This window comes from Agromyces salentinus (genome assembly GCF_009749395.1).
Taxonomy (GTDB): Bacteria; Actinomycetota; Actinomycetes; order Actinomycetales; family Microbacteriaceae; genus Agromyces; species Agromyces salentinus.
Genome location: NZ_WBIR01000008.1, coordinates 133,251 through 151,357 on the forward strand (window position 1 = coordinate 133,251; position 18,107 = coordinate 151,357).

The 18,107-nt window shown below is 71.8% G+C and carries 14 protein-coding genes; 4 read left to right on the forward strand and 10 right to left on the reverse strand.

What is annotated here, in order from left to right; genetic code table 11:
• Positions 1-40: 40 nt before the first annotated feature.
• The 8 genes from GQQ95_RS10220 to GQQ95_RS10255 form a co-directional block, all read right to left on the reverse strand.
• Entirely contained in the window at positions 41-217 is a 177-nt protein-coding gene (locus GQQ95_RS10220) for a hypothetical protein (protein ID WP_157427567.1), read from the reverse strand.
• A 97-nt stretch (positions 218-314) separates the two neighbouring features.
• Entirely contained in the window at positions 315-1,199 is an 885-nt protein-coding gene (locus GQQ95_RS10225) for a MurR/RpiR family transcriptional regulator (protein ID WP_157427568.1), read from the reverse strand.
• 16 nt (positions 1,200-1,215) lie between these two features.
• Positions 1,216-2,196, reverse strand: a complete 981-nt coding sequence (gene murQ / locus GQQ95_RS10230; protein ID WP_157427569.1) for an N-acetylmuramic acid 6-phosphate etherase — start codon at positions 2,194-2,196, stop codon at positions 1,216-1,218.
• A complete protein-coding gene (locus tag GQQ95_RS10235) occupies positions 2,193-3,533 on the reverse strand; it encodes an anhydro-N-acetylmuramic acid kinase (RefSeq protein WP_157427570.1) in 1,341 nt (446 codons plus the stop codon). Before GQQ95_RS10235 ends, murQ begins: the two co-directional genes overlap by 4 nt.
• Complete coding sequence (locus GQQ95_RS19455) at positions 3,530-5,188, reverse strand: glycoside hydrolase family 3 N-terminal domain-containing protein (protein WP_246205372.1); 1,659 nt, start codon at positions 5,186-5,188, stop codon at positions 3,530-3,532. Before GQQ95_RS19455 ends, GQQ95_RS10235 begins: the two co-directional genes overlap by 4 nt.
• A gap of 5 nt (positions 5,189-5,193) precedes the next feature.
• Entirely contained in the window at positions 5,194-5,985 is a 792-nt protein-coding gene (locus tag GQQ95_RS10245; RefSeq protein WP_246205379.1) for a carbohydrate ABC transporter permease, read from the reverse strand.
• A gap of 134 nt (positions 5,986-6,119) precedes the next feature.
• Positions 6,120-7,022: a carbohydrate ABC transporter permease gene (locus GQQ95_RS10250; protein ID WP_246205380.1), complete on the reverse strand. Its 903-nt coding sequence runs from the start codon at positions 7,020-7,022 to the stop codon at positions 6,120-6,122.
• Positions 7,023-7,095: 73 nt separating this feature from the next.
• Positions 7,096-8,385, reverse strand: a complete 1,290-nt coding sequence (locus GQQ95_RS10255) for a sugar ABC transporter substrate-binding protein (RefSeq protein WP_157427571.1) — start codon at positions 8,383-8,385, stop codon at positions 7,096-7,098.
• A gap of 171 nt (positions 8,386-8,556) precedes the next feature.
• On the opposite strand from GQQ95_RS10255, the gene GQQ95_RS10260 reads away from it, so the two are divergent.
• Positions 8,557-9,609: an N-acetylglucosamine kinase gene (locus GQQ95_RS10260; RefSeq protein WP_246205374.1), complete on the forward strand. Its 1,053-nt coding sequence runs from the start codon at positions 8,557-8,559 to the stop codon at positions 9,607-9,609.
• 118 nt (positions 9,610-9,727) lie between these two features.
• Here GQQ95_RS10260 and GQQ95_RS10265 read toward each other — a convergent pair whose 3' ends face one another.
• Complete coding sequence (locus GQQ95_RS10265; protein ID WP_157427572.1) at positions 9,728-11,464, reverse strand: acyl-CoA dehydrogenase family protein; 1,737 nt, start codon at positions 11,462-11,464, stop codon at positions 9,728-9,730.
• Positions 11,465-11,568: 104 nt separating this feature from the next.
• Between GQQ95_RS10265 and GQQ95_RS10270 the strand changes: the two genes are divergently transcribed.
• The 3 genes from GQQ95_RS10270 (at position 11,569) to GQQ95_RS10280 (ending at position 16,219) form a co-directional block, all read left to right on the forward strand.
• Entirely contained in the window at positions 11,569-12,057 is a 489-nt protein-coding gene (locus GQQ95_RS10270; protein WP_157427573.1) for an NUDIX hydrolase, read from the forward strand.
• A 284-nt stretch (positions 12,058-12,341) separates the two neighbouring features.
• Positions 12,342-14,075 carry an ABC transporter ATP-binding protein gene (locus GQQ95_RS10275; RefSeq protein ID WP_157427574.1) on the forward strand — a complete coding sequence of 578 codons (1,734 nt, stop codon included), beginning with the start codon at positions 12,342-12,344 and terminating at the stop codon, positions 14,073-14,075.
• Complete coding sequence (locus tag GQQ95_RS10280; protein ID WP_157427575.1) at positions 14,072-16,219, forward strand: ABC transporter ATP-binding protein; 2,148 nt, start codon at positions 14,072-14,074, stop codon at positions 16,217-16,219. Before GQQ95_RS10275 ends, GQQ95_RS10280 begins: the two co-directional genes overlap by 4 nt.
• A gap of 545 nt (positions 16,220-16,764) precedes the next feature.
• Here GQQ95_RS10280 and GQQ95_RS10285 read toward each other — a convergent pair.
• Positions 16,765-17,946 (reverse strand): serine hydrolase domain-containing protein, encoded by a 1,182-nt coding sequence (locus GQQ95_RS10285; RefSeq protein ID WP_157427576.1) that lies wholly within the window; start codon positions 17,944-17,946, stop codon positions 16,765-16,767.
• Between the last annotated feature and the right edge of the window lie 161 nt (positions 17,947-18,107).

Here is an 18,107-nt window from a genome sequence, read left to right on the forward strand (position 1 = left end):
GAGGACAGGTGGCGGGGCGAACCCCCGCCCCCCGCCCGTCTCAGGCCATGAGGTCGCGGAGGAGTTCGCCCCATTCGAAGCCGCACTCACGGCAGTCGAACAGCGGGTCGCCGCTCAGGGTGATCAGGTCGGCCACGCGCACGGCCTCCGAGCCGCAGCGCGGGCAGAGTTCGTCGGCCATCTCGGGCACGAGGGTCTGCTGCATCTGCTTCGTCATGGCACACACGGTACGCGCGACATCCGACATCCTTCGTTGCACACGCCCTCGCGCGGTCCCCGGGCCGCTCAGCGCTGCCGCGAAGCGAATCGGGCCGTCAGCCCGCCGTGCGGCGCCGGGACGGGATGCGGTGGCTCGCGGTCACCTCGCGCGTGCGCCGGAGCGGGACGGCGACGTCCTCACGGCGCTGGGCGACCCGCACGAACAGGAAGTCGACGAGCGCGAGCTGCGCGATCCTGCTCGACATCGCGCCCATGCGGTAGGTCGATTCGCGGGCCCGGGTGGTGAGCACGAAGTCGGCGAGCTCGGCGAGCGGAGAGTCCGGCGAGTTCGTGATCGCCACGGTCGTGGCGCCGGCGTCGCGGGCGACCTCGAGCGTGTGGTGGGTCTCGGCCGTCAGGCCGGAGTGCGAGATGCCGATCGCGACATCCGTCGGCTTCCGAAGGGCCGCGCTGACGAGGGCCAGGTGCACGTCGACGGAGCAGGCCGCCGAGATGCCGATGCGCCCGAGCTTCTGCTGCAGGTCCTGCGCGGTGAGCCCGCTCGCGCCGAACCCGTAGAGGTCGACGTGACCCGCGCCGATGATGGCGTCGACGACGCCGTCGAGCACGACCGTGTCGAGGCCCTTCACGGTCTGCTCGATCGCGAGGACCTCGTGGAAGGCGATCTTGGCCACGACGTCCTCGGCCGAGTCGTCGGCGCCGATGTCGGAGTCGGCGAGCCCGAATCGATCGCGTTCGGCCGCCTCCCGGCTGAGGGCTCCGGCGACCTCCATGCGGAACTCCCGGTACCCGCTGTAGCCGAGCGTCTGGCAGAAGCGGGCCACGGTGGAGAGCGACGTGTTGCAGACGATCGCGAGCTCGGTGATCGTGAGGTCGACGACGATGCCCGGGTCGGCGATGATCGCGTCGGCGACGCGCGCCTCGGCCGAGCTGAGGTTGGGTAGGGCCTGGCGGACCTCCGAGAGCACGTTCGCCGACATCCGGTGGGGACCCTTCTCACTCCGAGGCTGAGTCGACATGCGCCGAGCCGCCGTTCACGCTGGAGATAGCATCGCGCAGCACTCCATCCTCCGCGGCGAGGCGCGCGAGGGCGACCTCCGGCGCGACCCCAGTGAGGGTGACGAGGATGGCGGCCTTCACGTTGCCGCGGACTGATTCGAGGGCAGCGGATGCCGCGGCGGCATCCGCCCCGGTCGCCTGCATGACGATGCGCTCGGCGCGCGCGCGCAGCTTCGCATTCGTGGCCTGCACGTCGACCATGAGGTTGCCGTGCACCTTCCCGAGGCGGACCATCGCGATGGTCGAGATGGCGTTGAGCACGAGCTTCTGGGCAGTGCCGCCCTTGAGCCTCGTGGACCCGGCGACGATCTCCGGGCCCACGACGGTCTCGATCGCGAGGTCGGCGGCGCGGCCGATCTCCGAGTCTCGGTTGCAGGCGAGGCCGACGGTGAAGGCGCCGAGGCCGCGCGCGTGCTCGATGGCGCCGACGACGTAGGGGGTGCGGCCGGAGGCCGAGATGCCCACGAGCGCGTCGGCGGCGGTGAGTCCGATCGCGGCGAGGTCGGCGGCGCCGCGTCGGGCGTCGTCCTCGGCGTTCTCGACCGCGGAGCGGAGCGCGGTATCGCCGCCGGCGATGACGCCGACGACGAGGGCGGGGTCGGTGCCGAACGTCGGCGGGATCTCGCTCGCGTCGAGCACGCCCATCCGCCCAGCAGTGCCGGCACCGAGGTACACGAGCCGCCCGCCCGAGCGCAGGCGCGCGACGATCGCGTCGACCGCCACCGCGATCTGCGGCATGACCTCGGCCACCGCGGCGACGGCCACGCTGCTCTCCTCGAGCATTGCGCCGACCTGCGCCTCGGTGGGCATCAGGTCGAACTCGGCGTGCGCGTCGTTGACCTCCTCGGTCGAGAGGCCGTCGAGCAGGTCGCGCAGTTCGACGTGCTCGCGCGTGGGCTTCGGTGCGGACCAGGTCATGGTGCTCCCCCGGTTTCGGTGCGTGCGTCAGGCGACGCGATGGTGACGGATGCCACGCCGGCGAGCGGCGCGGGCAGGTCGAGCGGTCCGCGGCCGGGCGTCAGGCGCCCGGCGATGCGTGCGCCGACGGTCGAGAGCGCGACGGGCACGCCGTGCCAGCTGAAGAAGCCCAGCAGCGCGAACATGAGCGACTCCTTGAACGCCGGGTCGACGCCGCGGTCGGCGCTCGAGGTCAGGCGGATGCCGCGCTCGGCGGCGAGTTCGCGCAGGCGTTCGAGAAGCACCGGGTTGCGGGCGCCGCCTCCCGAGCAGACGGCCTCGGCCGTGGCATCCGGGATCGCATCGACGACGGTGCGCGCGGTGAACTCTGTGAGGGTCGCGACGAGGTCCTCGAGCGGGAGCCCGCCCGCATCGGCCGTCGCCAGCGCGTCGTCCACGACGCCGAGGTCGAACGTCTCGCGACCGGTCGACTTGGGCAGGGCGGCCGCGAGGTACGGATGCCGCAGCAGCGCGTCGAGGACGGCGTGGTCCACGTGCCCGGCCGACGCGAGGACGCCGTCGCGGTCGAACGCCTCCGCTCCGCGGGTGCCCCTCGCGACGACCGCGTCGATGAGCCCGTTGCCGGGCCCGCTGTCGAACGCGAGCACGTCGCCGCCCGGATGCACGAGCTGCACGTTCGCGATGCCGCCGAGGTTCACGGTCGCGATCACGCGGCCCGAGGTCGTGGCCTCGGCGGCGAGCCAGGCCCGGTCGAAGAGGGCCATGAGCGGTGCGCCCTCGCCTCCCGCGGCGATGTCGGCGGCACGCAGGTCCGACAGCACCGGCGTGCCCGTGAGCTCGGCGATCCAGGCGGGCTCGCCGAGCTGCAGGGTCCCGAGCGCGTGGCCGTGCTCGGCCCAGTGGAAGACGGTCTGGCCGTGCGACACGATGAGGTCGGGCGTCGCACCGGCATCGCGGATGCCGCGCGCCGCCGCCTCGGCGAACGCCTGGCCGAGCCGCGTGGTGAGCTCCGTGAACTCGCCCGCCGTCGCCGGCCGGCCCCCGATGACGTCGAGCAACAGCGCGCGGAGACCGGGGTCGAAGTCGTGCGTGGCGGTGTGGAGCGGCGTCATGACGAGGTCCACGGGCCCGGACGTGGGTCCGGGTCCTGCCCCGGCCTCCATCGGTGGCTCGATCCGTCGATCTTCGCCCTGCACGCCGGTCGGAAGGGCAGGAATCGACGGATCGATGGGTGAGCCGGAGTCGAGCAGGAGCGTCGCGTCACGCGCGACGACCTCGACGACGGCGACATCGATCCCGTCGGCGGAGGTGCCGGACTGCAGCGAGAGCACGATCACGGGGAGGCCTCCGGTGCCGGAGCGGCCGCGGCGCTCCGGGACTGCGGGGCGTCGGCGCCCGGCGCGCCGTCGACGCGCTCCGCGCCCTGGGCGCCCTCTGCGGGGTCGACGCGCTCGGCGCCCTCCGCGAGGACGACCGCCGCGGCATCCGCCGCGAGTCGGCTCGCCGCCCGTGTGTGCGCGGTCGGCAGCGGCAGGGGGGCACCAGGAACCCCGACGTCGACGACCACGGCATCGGGCCGGATGCGGGCGATGTTCGCGACCCGGCCGCGCTGCTCGCCATCGTCGCTGCCCACGCGGTCGACGAGCACCACGAGCGGCCCGGAACCCGGGACGGCGGCGTCACCGCGCAGCACGGCCCCGCCCGCGGCGAGTGCGGTCTCGAAGAAGTCCCGGTCGCTCGCGACGGCGAGCGTCGACCTGCCCCGGAGGTCGAACACCGTGCGTGGGGCCGGCGTCGGGGGCACCACGCCGTCGAGCGTGATCGCCGCCCGGGCGACGGCCGCGGCATCCACCGGTTCGAAGCGGTCGATGAGGCCCGCTCCGCCGCGGTCGACCCGGCCCGCTCCGTCGCGGTCGCCGAGGCCCGCGGCGCGAACCCCCGCGCCACGGGCCTCGGCCGTCTCCGCCCCACCGGCCGTCGAGAGCGACGCCGCGAGCGTCCGCACCCGCGCGGCGGCGCGCTCGAGCACCGGGACCGGCAGGGTGCCGTCCTCGACCGCCGCCAGCAGTGCGTGCTGCACCTCGAGGAAGTCGCGGGCGTCCTGGTCGGGTGCCGCCGCCGCGCCGAGGTTCGTGGGGTTGCTGATGCAGAGCAGGTCGGCGCCGGCGAGCAGCGCCTGCACGGCGCCGGGTCCCGCCCCCACTGATTCCCGCACGGCGGCCATGTCGAGGGCGTCGGTGATGATGACGCCCTCGAACCCCATCGCGCGCAGGCGCCCGAGGGCGACCGGGTTCAGGGTCGACGGCGAAGGCCCCCAGGCCGGGACGACGACGTGCGCGGTCATGATCGCGGGAACGCCGGCGTCGACCAGCGCCTGGAACGGCGGCAGGTGCGTGCGCTCGAGCTCGTCGAGGCCGATCTCGAGGGTCGGCATGGCGTGGTGGGAGTCGAGGTGGGTGTCGCCGTGACCCGGGAAGTGCTTGGCGGCGGCAGCGGCACCGGCCAGGCGGATGCCGCGGGCCTGAACGATCGCGTGCCGCGCCACGAGGTCGGGCCGAGCGCCGAAGGACCGCACGCCGATGACCGGATTGCGCGGGTCGGTGTTCACGTCGGCGACGGGGGCGAGCACGATGTTCGCGCCGACCTCGAGCGAGCGGCGGCCGAGTTCTGCGCCGACGGCCTCGGTGATCGCGAGGTCGTCGACGAATCCGAGCTGCGCGGCCCCCGGCAGCGTCGACCCGGTGGCGGACTCGGCGCGGGTGACGTTGCCGCCCTCCTCGTCGATGCCCACCACGAGCGGCCGATCACGATCGCGGAGGGCGCTCGCGAGCGACATCCGCTCGCCGTCATCGCCGAGGTTGTGCGCGAAGAGCACGAGACCCGCGAGCCCTCCCTCGTCGAGCTCGCGACGGAAGGGATCCGGGATGCTCCGGCCGAGGAATCCCGGCCAGAGCACCCCGCCCACCAGTCCCCTGATGGTGGGATCGTCCACGGCGGTCACCCCTTGACCGCGCCGGCAACCAGGCCGCTCGACAGGCGACGTTGGACGATGACGAAGAAGATCATGACCGGGACGGTGATGATCGTGGACGCGGCCATGATGTAGCCCCACTCGTTGGTGTGCTCGCCGAAGAACTGCTTGAGGCCGATGGCCACCGTGTAGTTCTCGGACGCGCCGCCCAGCAGGGTCATGGCGAAGATGAACTCGTTCCACGCGGTGATGAACGAGAAGACGGAGGTCGCGACGAGGCCGGGCATCACGAGCGGGAGCAGCACCGAGCGGAACATCCGGCCCCAGCTCGCACCGTCGAGGTAGGCGGCCTCCTCGAGCTCGACCGGCACGGCGGCGACGAAGCCGCGCAGCATCCAGATGCCGAAGGGCAGCGAGAGGGCGACGTAGACGACCATGAGGCCGAGCAGCGTGTTCAGCAGCTGCAGGTCGCGCACCTGCACGAAGAGCGGGATGACGAGGGCCTCGAGGGGCACCATCTGCACGACGAGGATCATGAGGAGCATCGACGTGCGGAACCTGAAGCGGAAGCGCGCCACGGCGACCGAGGCGAGCAGCGCGAGCACGGCGCTCGCGAGCACCGTGACCACCGCGACGATCGCCGAGTTGCGCAGGTAGACATCGAAGCCGCCGTCGGTGAGCACGTACTGGAAGTTCTCCAGCGACCACTCGCGCGGCAGGAGCGTCTGCCCGCCCGCGCCGGCCTTCGCGTCGAACGCGCTCGAGAGCATCCAGAAGGCCGGGAAGAGCGTGAAGGCGAGCAGCAGCACGACGAGCACGGCCTTGCCGGCCGCCGAACGGGTCTTGCGGGCCGAGCGGCGCGAGGCGGGAATGGCGCGCGGCGCCTCCGGGCTCTCGGGCGGCACGGCTCCGGATGCCGCGGGCGTGGTGGTCGGGGCGGGCGTGAAGGTGCTCACAGCTCGTCCTCCTTCAGCATCGTGCGCACGTAGATGACGGTGATGATGAGCAGCAGCACCGTGAGGAGCACCGCGATGGCCGAGCCGAATCCGTACCGGTTCTGCCCGAACGACTCGACGTACGACCAAACCCCGAGATTCAACGCCTCGCGATTCGTGCCGTTGCCGCCGGGCATGAGGTACACCTGCGCGAACACCTTGAAGTCCCAGATGGTCGACAGGATGATGACGACGCTGAAGACCTGGCGGAGGTTCGGCACGATGACCTGGAAGAAGCGTCGCCACGGGCCTGCGCCGTCCATCTCGGCGGCCTCGAGCATCTCCTTCGGCACGCCGAGCAGCCCCGCGAGGATGGTGATCGCGACGAACGGGAATCCGTGGTGGACCACGTTGAGGAGCACGATCGCGTAGAAGCTGTAGCGGTTCGTGAACCAGTTGACCGGCTCGTCCTGGAGGCCGAGCGCCTGCAGGGTCTGGTTGAAGATGCCGCGGTCGGCGTCGAAGATCCAGACCCAGACGTAGGTCCCGGTCACGGCGGGCATGGCCCAGGCGATCATGATGGCGCTGCCGACGACGGTGCGCCAGAAGCCGCCGAGCGAGGCCATGAGCACCGCGACGCCCGTGCCGAGGGCGACGGTGAAGGTCACGGCGAGCACCGCGAACCCGACGGTGTTCGGCAGTACGACGCCCCAGAGCGTCGGATCGGCGAGGATCTCGCCGTAGTTGGCGAGGCCGATCCAGTTCGGTTCCCCCGAGACGATCTGGCGCAGGCCGTAGTCCTGCAGTGAGAAGAGGAACACCCGGACGAGCGGCCAGAGCAGCAGCACCGCCAGCACGGCGAGCGCGGGCGCGAGCAGCAGCCACGGCCGCGACGAGGCGATCAGCCGGTTTCGGTGCACGGGGCCGGCGCCCGGCCGGGGGGTGGTGCCCCCCGGCGCGGGCGTCGGAGCCTGGATCGTGGTCGACACCTGGTCAGTTGCCGTTCATGATCTCGTCCATCTCCTCGGCGGCATCGGAGGTGGCCTGTTCGACCGTCTTCTGCCCGGAGAGGATCGCCTGGATGGCGGTGTTCGTCGTCTTCTTGGCCTGCACGGCGCCGAACGAGGGCGTCACGGGGACCGTGCCGCCGCCGTCGACGAGCTGCGTGGCGAAGGGCGCGACGAGCGGGTCGTCGGAGCCCATCGTCTCGGTCAGCAGCGACTGCTGGCCCGGGAAGTAGCCCGACTGCTCGCCCCACTGCTCAGCGAACTCGCCCGTCGTCATCATCTTGATGAACTCCCACGCGAGATCGGTGTTCTCGGCGGTGCTGAACATCGACAGGTGGGAGCCGCCGAGCACCGACGGGGCGATGCCGCCGTCCTTGCCCGGGATCGGGGTCGCGGCGAACTTGCCCTCGAGCTCGGCGTTCTTCTCGATGATCGCCGACGGGGTCCACGAACCCATGAGGGCCATGGCGACGTTGCCCTGCGCGAAGTTGTCGAGGACGTCGGTCTCCTTCCACGTGGTCGCACCGGCCGACGAGAAGCCGTGCTCGGTCGCGAGGCCCGTGTAGAAGCCGATGCCCTCCTGCGACTCGGGGCTGGCCATGCCGGACTCCCAGGTGTCGCCGTTCTTCTCGGAGACCTCGCCGCCCGCGCCCCAGACCCAGGGGTAGACCCCGAACTCGGCGTCGCCGGGAACGGCGAAGGCGAGCATCTCGGGGTGCGCGGCCTTGATGGCCTCGCCCGCGGCGACGATCTCGTCCCAGCTGGTGGGGGCCGACAGGCCGAGCTCCTCGAAGATGTCGGAGCGGTAGACGAGCGAGCGCACGCCGGCGTACCAGGGCATGCCGTAGAGCTCGTCGTCGTAGGTGCCGGCCTCGACGAGGCCTTCGACCAGGTCGTCGCCCAGGTTCTCGTCCGCGACGAAGTCGCCGATCGGCTCGAGCGCACCGGAGTCGGCGAACTCGGCGGTCCACGTGGTGCCGGTCTCGGCGACGTCGGGCGTCGTACCGCCGGCGATCGACGTGACGAAGCGGTCGTGCGCGTCGGCCCACTGCACGAACTCGACGTTGAGCTCGGCGCCGGTCTCCTCGGTGAACGCCGCGCCGACCTCGTCGAAGAACGCCTCGGAGTCGGGGTTCGTCCCCTCCATGATCCAGACGTCGAGCGTCTGGCCCTCGGCGTTGGACCCGTTCTCGTCGCCGTTCGAACCGCCCGCGCAGGCGCTGAGCCCGAACACGGCCGTGGCGAGCACGGCGACGGGCAGCAGTCGCTTCTTCATAGATGCCTCCTCGTTGATGGATCTGTCTCGGACGAACCGCCACACCCGGCGTCCTGGAACCTGACTCTGGAAGTAGTATTCGTGAGCGATGCATTGTTTGCAAGTTCTTTCCAAAGTCGTGACCGGTTCGAAACCTCCGCGTCACGGATGCCGCAGCCGTAGGCTCGCCTCGTGACCAGCGCCGCGAACGGGGACCCCGCCGGGGTGCCCGAGTCCCTGCCCGGGGCCGAGCCCGGGCACGGCGGCTGGGTGCTCGGCATCGACCTCGGCGGCACGGGCTCGCGGGCCGCGCTCGAGCCCCTGGGCCTGCCCTTCGGGCAGCGGCGACGCGTCCTCGAGGGCGGTCGCGTGGCCGTGGCATCCGCCGGCTCGACCGTGATCGACGTCGCCGCCTCGCTCATCGACGCGGCGCGGAGCGAGTGGCCGGATGCTGCGATCACGGCCGTCGGCATCGGCGCGACGGGGCTCGCCTCACTCGTTCCGGATCCGGATGCCGCGGCGCGGCGCCTGTCGGCGGTCGTCGGCGGGGCCGCCGCGCCGACCGGTTCCACGACTCCGGCCCGCGTCCCCGTCGCGCTCGCCGTCGACGCGCTCACCGCGCACCTCGGCGCCCTCGGCGGCCGGGCGGGCGCCGTCGTCGCCGTCGGCACCGGCGCCATCGCGCTCGGCACCGACCTCGATGCCGTCTGGCGCCGCGTCGGCGGCTGGGGGCACCTCTGGGACGACCGCGGCTCCGGCGTGTGGATCGGCATCGAGGCGCTGAAGGCTGCCATCCGCACGCACGACGGCGTGACGGCGGACGCCACCGCGCTGCTGCACGCGGCCGAGGCGAGATTCGGGCCGGCGCCGACCTGGCCGGGCGAACTCCTGACCCGCGCCGACCGGGCGGGCGTGATCGCCGGCTTCGCGCCAGAGGTCGCCGCCCTGGCGGCCGGCGGCGACCCCGCGGCATCCGTCATCATGCGCACCGCGGGCACCGAGGTGGCGGCCACGCTCGTCGCCGCCCTCGACCCCGACCTGCCCCGCCTCGCCTCGTGGACCGGCGGCGTGTTCTCCGCCGACGGGGCCTACCGCGAGGGCTTCGAGGCCGAGTTCGCGCGGCTCGCGCCCGATGCCTCGCTGCGGGCGCCGCTGGGCTCGCCGCTCGACGGCGCCGTGCGGCTCGCACGTCTCATCGCGACCGGCGGCCGGCCCGCGGCGCATCCGCCGTTCGTCTGGCGCTGAGCGACGCGGGAGCCGCGGCTTGCGGCACGTTGCGCCGCGGACCCGTCCGCTTGCGGCCCCCGCATCTCGGGCACCGCGCCCCGCGCGCCCCGCTTCCGGGCGCCGTGCGGGGCGCCCGTCAGGCCCGGGCGAGCAGGGCCGCGACGTCGACCCCGCGCGGCAGCGCCCCGACCTGCGACCCGCCCTCCCGTCCGAGCCGCGAGCGCACGAACGCCTCGGCGACCGGCGCGGGCGAGTACTGCAACAGGAGGGACGCCTGCAGCACGAGGGCCAGCCGCTCGGTGAGCTCGCGGGCGACGCCGGCCGCGGCATCCGGGTCCATGGTCGCGACCTCGCGCACGAGCGCGACGGCCTCGGCGAGCGCCGCGTCGAACGCTCGGCTCGCGCCCGCGGCGGCGCCGACTTCATCGAAGAACGCCTCGAACGCCCGGGGCTCGCGGGCCAGCACGCGCAGCACGTCGAGCGCGATGACGTTTCCCGAGCCCTCCCAGATCGCCAGGAGCGGCTGCTCGCGGTAGCGGCGGGCGAGCGGGAACGCCTCGGTGTAGCCGTTGCCGCCGAGGCATTCGAGCGCCTCGGCGGCATGGGACGCGCCGCGCTTGCAGACCTGGTACTTCGCCACGGCGGTCGCGAGGCGCCGGAACGCCTGCTCGCCCTCGCCTGCGTCGTCGTCGTACGCGCGAGCCAGCCGCATGGCGGTCAGGGTCGCGGCCTCCGACTCGAAGGCGAGGTCGGCGACCACCGCCGCCATCGCCGGCTGGTCGACGAGCAGCGCGCCGAACGCGCGCCGATGCCGGACGTGCCACGCCGCCTCCGCGACCGCCTGGCGCATGCCCGCCGCCGTGCCGATCACGCAGTCGAGGCGCGTGCGCGTGACCATCTGCACGATGGTGGCGACGCCCCGCCCCTCCTCGCCGACGAGCCATCCGCCTGTGCCCTCGAGCTCGATCTCGCTCGACGCGTTCGACCGGTTGCCGAGCTTGTCCTTCAGCCGCTGGATGCGGAACGCGTTGCGCTCGCCGCCCGGCAGCACGCGCGGCACGAAGAAGCAGCTGAGGCCGCTCGGCGCCTGCGCGAGCACGAGGAACGCGTCGCTCATCGGAGCACTGCAGAACCACTTGTGACCGGTGAGGCCGTACTCGGCGCCCCAGCTGCCGCTGCCGCCGTCGCCCTCGCCGCCACGGCGCTCGGCGCGCGTCGTGTTCGCGCGCACGTCGGACCCGCCCTGCTTCTCGGTCATCGCCATGCCGACCAGCGCGCTCGCCTTGCCGGCGACGAGATCGGGCTCGTACGCACGACTCAACAGGCGCGGCATCCACTCGTCTCGGAGGCCGGATGCCGCGTGCTCGAGCACCGGCGCAGCGGCATGGGTCATCGACACCGGGCATGCGTGCCCCGGCTCGACCTGCGCGAAGAGGAGGAACGCGGCGGCGCGGTCGACATTGGCACCCGGCCCCGGATCGGCCGCCGCCGAGGTGTGCGCGCCGGCCCCGACCGCCGCCGCGATGACCCGGTGGTAGGCGTCGTCGTACTCGACCTCGTCGATGCGGCGGCCCCAGCGGTCATGCGAGTGCAGCACCGGCGGGCGGGTGTTCGCGCGCTCGGCGTCGCGCTGGAAGTCGGGCGAGCCGACGAGTCTGCCGATCGCGTGCAGGTCGGCGGATGCCCCGCTGCCCTCGGCTGGCGCAGCGTCGGCGGATGCCCCGCTGCCATCGGCTGGCGCAGCGTCGGCGGATGCCCCGTGGGCGGCGCGACCCCATCTGGCGACCGCCTCGACGAGCGGGGCGTTCGCGGCGAACTCGTCGACGTCGGTGCGCGGCGGGACCTGGTTGGCGACCTCGTGGGTGCTGATCATCTTCGACCTCCACGGCACATTCTCGTCGAGCGCGTGGTCGGCGACGAGTGCCGCGACGCGGAGGGCCGGCCGCCCGCGTGGGCGGGCACCGGTAGCGTGTGCGCATGGCCGAGACCAGCGCGGGGATCCTGTTGCACCGACGCCGCGGCGCGGCATCCGACCCCCGTGACGTCGAGGTGCTGCTCGGGCACATGGGCGGCCCGTTCTGGCGAGGGCGGGACGAGGCGGCCTGGTCGATCCCGAAGGGCGCGTTCACCGACGAGGCTCCGATCGACGCGGCCAGGCGCGAGTTCGCCGAGGAGCTGGGCAGCCCGGCGCCCGACGTCGCGTACGTCGAGCTCGGCGTCTTCCGCTACACCTCGGGCAAGACCGTCGCCGTGTTCGCGGGCGAGGCCGACTTCGACGCCTCGTCGATCACGAGCAACCTCTTCGAGATCGAGTGGCCGCCTCGGTCGGGCCGGCGGCAGGCGTTCCCCGAACTGGATGCCGCGGCGTGGGTGCCCATCGCCGAGGCGGGCGTGAAGCTCGTGAAGGGCCAGCGCCCCGCGCTCGACGCGCTGCTCGCGCACCTGTCGGCCGCCGGCGAGGGCTAGGCAGGGCCGACGGCGAGCGGATGCCGCGGAGGAATGTCGGTGGCCTCGGCGAGACTGGGCTGGCCCTGATCGGGTGGCGAATCCGGCCGGTGTTCGCCCTCCGAGAACGAGCCGAACGAAGCGCCTCCTGCGCTTGCCTCCGAGCCACTCGCGTGCGAGGCTGTAGCGCTGCGCGAGGCCCGGGGGTGGGCTTGGCGCGTGCCATCCGCCGACTCCGCTGAGGCACGACTCGTCGTGCCGCGACATCCGTCGGCTCATCCGCCCCACCCTGCACCGGAGATGCCATGCTCGGAAAACTCCTCGTCCGTTATCTCAAGCCGTACGCGTGGCTCCTCGCGGGAGTGCTGGTCTTCCAGATCCTCTCCGCGATCGCCACCTTCCTCCTTCCAGATCTGAACGCCGACATCATCAACAACGGCGTCGCCAAGGGCGACACCGAGTACATCTGGTCGACGGGCGGGCTCATGCTCGTGATCTCCCTCGGGCAGATCGTCGCCTCGATCATCGCCACCTTCTTCGCGGCGAAGGCTGCGATGGGCGCCGGCCGCGACATCCGCAACGACGTCTTCGAGAAGGTGAGCGCCTTCTCCGAGCGCGAGGTCTCGAAGTTCGGCCCCGGCTCGCTCATCACGCGCAACACGAACGACGTGCAGCAGGTGCAGATGCTCGCGATGATGGGCGCGACCATGCTCGTCACCGCACCGATCCTCGCGATCGGCGGCATCATCTTCGCCCTGCAGCAGGACGTCGGGCTCGGGTGGATCATCGCCGTCGCGGTCACGGTGCTCCTCGTCATCGCGATCCTCATCGTCAGCCGCATGGTGCCGCTGTTCCGCAGCTTCCAGCACAAGCTCGACAACGTGAACCGCATCATGCGCGAGCAGCTCACGGGCGTCCGCGTGGTGCGCGCGTTCGTGCGCGAGCCCATCGAGGAGGAGCGCTTCCGCACCGCGAACACCGACATCATGGTGGTCGGCCGCCGGGTCGGGTCGCTCTTCGTGCTGCTGTTCCCGCTCTTCATGCTCGTCCTCAACGTCACGATCGTGGGCGTGGTGTGGTTCGGCTCGTTCGCCGTCGACGCCGGCGACGTCGAGATCGGCACGCTCTTCGCGTTCATGCAGTACGTCGGGCTGATCCTCACCGGCGTGCTCATGGCGAGCTTCATGACGATCATGATCCCGCGCGCGGCGGTCTCGGCCGATCGCATCGCCGAGGTGCTCGGCAGCGAGTCGACCCTCGAGCGGCCGTCCAACCCCGTGACCGCGCTGCCCGCTCCGGGCACGATCGAGATGACGGATGTCTCGTTCACGTACCCGGGCGCGGAGCACCCGGTGCTCGACGGCATCAGCTTCCGCGCCGGCCGCGGCGAGACCGTGGCCATCGTGGGCTCCACCGGTGCGGGCAAGACCACGCTCGTCTCGCTGATCCCGCGACTGTTCGACACCACCGGCGGCTCCGTCGCGGTCGGAGGCGTCGACGTGCGCCAGGCCGACCTCGACGTGCTCTGGCAGTCGATCGGCCTCGTGCCCCAGCGCCCGTTCCTCTTCAGCGGCACCGTGGCCTCGAACCTCCGGTTCGGCCGCGAGGAGGCGACCGACGAAGACCTGTGGCACGCACTCGAGATCGCGCAGGGTCGCGACTTCGTGGCGGAGATGGAGGGCGGCCTCGACGCGCGCATCGCGCAGGGCGGCACCAACGTGTCCGGCGGCCAGCGCCAGCGCCTCGCGATCGCCCGTGCGATCGTGCACCGTCCCGACATCCTCGTGTTCGACGACTCGTTCTCGGCGCTCGACCTCACGACCGATGCGAACCTGCGGCACGCACTCTGGCGCGAGCTGCCCGAGGTGACCAAGATCGTCGTCGCCCAGCGCGTCTCGAGCATCACCGACGCCGACCGCATCGTCGTGCTCGACGATGGCGCGATGGTCGGCATCGGCACCCACGAGCAGTTGCTCGAGACATCCGACACCTATCGCGAGATCGTCGAATCCCAGCTCGGCGCGGAGGCAGCCCGATGACCACCGAATCCACCACCCCGATCTCCGAAGAGGAGAAGTACGAGCTCGAGCTCGCCGAGCAGGCGCGCCTGAACTCCGGCGACTGGGACAGCGTCGCGCCCGGCAAGGCCGCGCAGTTCGGCCCGAGCTTCCGGCGACTGATCGGCCTGCTGAAGCCGCACGCCGTCGCCTTCACCTTCGTCTCGCTCCTCGGCGCGGCCGGCGTCGTGCTCGCCGTCATCGCCCCGAGGATCCTCGGCGATGCGACGAACGTGCTGTTCGCCGGCGTCATCGGCTCCCAGCTCCCCGCGGGCATGACCAACGCGCAGGCGGTCGAGTTCCTCCGCGCCGATGGACAGAACGACCTGGCCAACATCGTCGAGACGGCCGGGGCCGTTCCCGGCGAGGGCATCGACTTCGTCAAGCTCAGCCAGATCCTCATCGTCGTGCTGCTGCTCTACGTGGTCTCGGCCATCCTCACCTGGGTGCAGGGCTACGTCGTCAACGTCATCATGGTGCGCACCATGTGGAAGCTCCGCGAAGACGTCGAGGCCAAGCTCAACCGCCTGCCCCTCAGCTACTTCGACAAGGTCCAGCGCGGCGAGCTCATCTCGCGCGTGACGAACGACATCGACAACATCACGCAGACGATGCAGCAGTCGCTGTCGGGTGCCATCACGGCGGTGCTCACCGTCGTCGGCGTGCTCATCATGATGTTCTCGATCTCCTGGCAGCTCGCCATCGTCGCACTCGTGTCGCTGCCCCTCATGGGCGTGATCTTCGGCGTCATCGGCCCGAAGTCGCAGAAGGCGTTCGGCATCCAGTGGCGCAAGGTCGGGCGGCTGAACGCCCGCGTCGAGGAGTCCTTCTCCGGTCACGCGCTCGTCAAGGTCTTCGGTCGCGAGAAGGACGCGCACGAGAAGTTCAAGGCCGAGAACCAGGAACTCTACGAGGCCTCGTTCAAGGCGCAGTTCCTCTCGGGCATCATCATGCCGGGCATGATGTTCATCGGAAACCTCACCTACGTGGGCATCGCGGTGCTCGGCGGCCTCATGGTCGCGAGCGGCCAGCTGCGACTCGGCGACGTGCAGGCGTTCATCCAGTACTCGCAGCAGTTCACGCAGCCCCTCTCGGAGCTGGGCGGCATGGCCGCGGTCGTGCAGTCCGGCACGGCCTCCGCCGAGCGCGTGTTCCAGCTGCTCGACGCCGACGAGCAGGACCCCGACGCGGTCGACGCCCCCAAGCCGGTCGACGGCGACGGCACGATCGAGTTCGACCACGTGTCGTTCTCGTACGCGCCCGAGCACCCGCTGATCCGCGACCTGTCGTTCCGCGTCGAGCCCGGCCAGACGGTCGCGATCGTCGGGCCGACCGGTGCCGGCAAGACGACGCTCGTGAACCTCATCATGCGGTTCTACGAGCTCGACGGCGGGCGCATCCTGCTGAACGGCCAGGACATCGCCGAGCTCACGCGTCGCGACATGCGGGCGAAGACCGGCATGGTGCTGCAGGACCCGTGGCTGTTCGCCGGATCCATCCTGGAGAACATCCGCTACGGACGCGAGACGGCCACCGACGAGGAGATCATGGCCGCGGCACGGGCGACCTACGTCGACCGGTTCGTGCACTCGCTGCCCGACGGGTACGAGACCGTGCTCGACGAGGAGGCGTCCAACGTCTCGGCGGGCGAGAAGCAGCTCATCACCATCGCCAGGGCGTTCGTCGCCCAGCCGTCGGTGCTGATCCTCGACGAGGCGACCTCCTCGGTCGACACCCGCACCGAGCTGCTGCTGCAGAACGCGATGGCCGCGCTGCGTGAAGGACGTACGTCGTTCGTGATCGCACACCGACTGTCGACCATCCGCGACGCCGACCTCATCCTCGTGATGGAGCACGGCGACATCGTCGAGCAGGGCAGCCACGACGAGCTCATCGCTCGCGAGGGTGCGTACTGGCGCCTGTACAACTCGCAGTTCGAGCAGGCCGCGGCCGACGTCGACGCCGAGGCGGCGATCGCGGAGGGCCAGGGTCTCGACCCGGCGCTCGTCGGTTCGCAGACCGGCTCGTTCGCGGCCGTCGACGGTTCCGGCGACGAGCCGGCCGGTGGCAGCGCGGGCTCCGGCTCGGGCTCCGGCTCTGGGGCGGGCTCGGCGCCCGGCGCCTGAGTCACCGCCGGCCGGCCTCGCCTGGCTTCACGGGTTCGAGCCCGGGTGCGACATCTTCGGATGTCGCACCCGGGCTCTCTCGTTCGCGCAGCTCAGCGCGCCGCGCCTCCTCACCCGGAGTGCCGAATCGGCGTGGGAGTGCCCATCCGCGGGCTCTCTCGTTGCGCGGCTCAGCGTGCCGCGCTTCCTCACCCGGAGTGCCGAATCGGCGCGGGAGTGCGCATGCGGTCCCGCCCGTCCGCCCGGACGCCGCGCAGCATCCGGACCGGTGTGCTGGCCCGCCCCGCCGACGATCGCTGCCGCCGTCCCGCCGCCCCCGGGAGTGCCGAATCGGCGTGGGAGTGCGCATACGGCCCCGCCGTTCGGGCACTCCACCGCCGATTCAGCACTCAGGAACCGTCGGCACCGCGCGCGTGGCATCCTCAGTCGCCCGCTCCTCCCGCGACCTCTTGCGGGTACGCGACGCTTGCCCGGGTACCGTGAACCCGCACAGCGTCGCGGGAGCCGGGAGCCGCCCGGGCGCGTAGGCCGTAGGCCGGCGACGTTCAGCCCCGGGCGGGCACGCCGAGCGCGGCGTAGACCGCGCGGGTGTAGGCCTCGCTCCGCGGCGAGCCGATGATGCCCGGCGACATCCGGTTCATGACGTAGGCGAAGGTCGTTCGACGGTCGACGTCGTCGATGACGATCGAGCCGCCCCATCCACCCCAGTAGGCGACGCGACCGTCGGGGATCGCGGGCGTGCTCACGGGGTTCGCGACCGCGAAGCCGAGCCCGAAGCGCAGCGGCAGCCCCAGCACGAGGTCGACGTTGTCGGTGTGCTCGGCGAAGATCCGGTCGATCGTCCTGGGTGAGAGCAGTCGCACGCCGTCGAGCTCGCCGCCGTTGGAGACGAGCGCGTTGAGGCGCGCCACCGAGCGAGCGTTACCCTGGCCGCCGGCCCCGCCCATGCCGGCGGCGCGCCACTCGCGCGTCCACGTGAACTCGGCGCCGAGCGCCGGCCCCGTGTAGGTCTTGAAGGCCGGCGACTCCGGCGGGATCGCCGAGAAGTCCAGCGTCATGTGCGGTGGCGGCACGACATTGCTCACGCGGTGGTCCTCGGACTCGGGCAGCCCGAGCCAGAAGTCCGCGCCGAGCGGGCCCGCGAGCTCCTGGGCGACGAACTCGCCGAGCGAGAGCCCGGTGATGCGTCGCACGAGCTCGCCGACGAGGTGCCCGTATCCGAGCAGGTGGTAGCCCGACATGGTGCCGGCCGGCCACCACGAGGGTTGGGCCGCGAGGCGTGCGGCCGCGGCATCCGCATCGAGGATGTCGGCACCAACGATCGGGGCCGCCCATCCCGAGACCCCGGAGGTGTGCATGAGCACGTGCTTTACGAGCACCCCCTGCTTGCCTGCGGCGGCGAACTCCGGCCAGTAGTGGGCGACGGGCTGCTCGGGGTCGAGTTCGCCGCGGTCGATGAGCACGAGCGCGGCAAGTGCGGTCACGGTCTTCGAGATGGACCAGACGTTCGTGATCGTGTCCCGCTGCCACTCGGTCGCGCGCTCGGGGTCGGCCCAGCCGCCCCAGAGATCGACCACCGGTTCGCCGTCGACGATCACCGCGAGCGAGGCGCCGAGCTCCTCGCCGGAGGCGAGCTGTCGCTCGAACTCGTCGCGGAGGACGGCGAAGTCGTCGTGCGCGTGTCCATGGATCGGGACGGGCCCGTCGGTGGGAAGGGGAAGGCTCATCGTCGAGGCTCCTCGGTCGAGTGTCGATTGGGATTGCGGATCGTTGATGTGGGATGGGGGCTGCGAGTTCGCACTGCGGCTGGCGGAGGACGGATGGCGGTCTCGGAACGCGCCTGCGAGACACCCATCGAAACGACCTGATCACCCAGCAGCGCACGGCA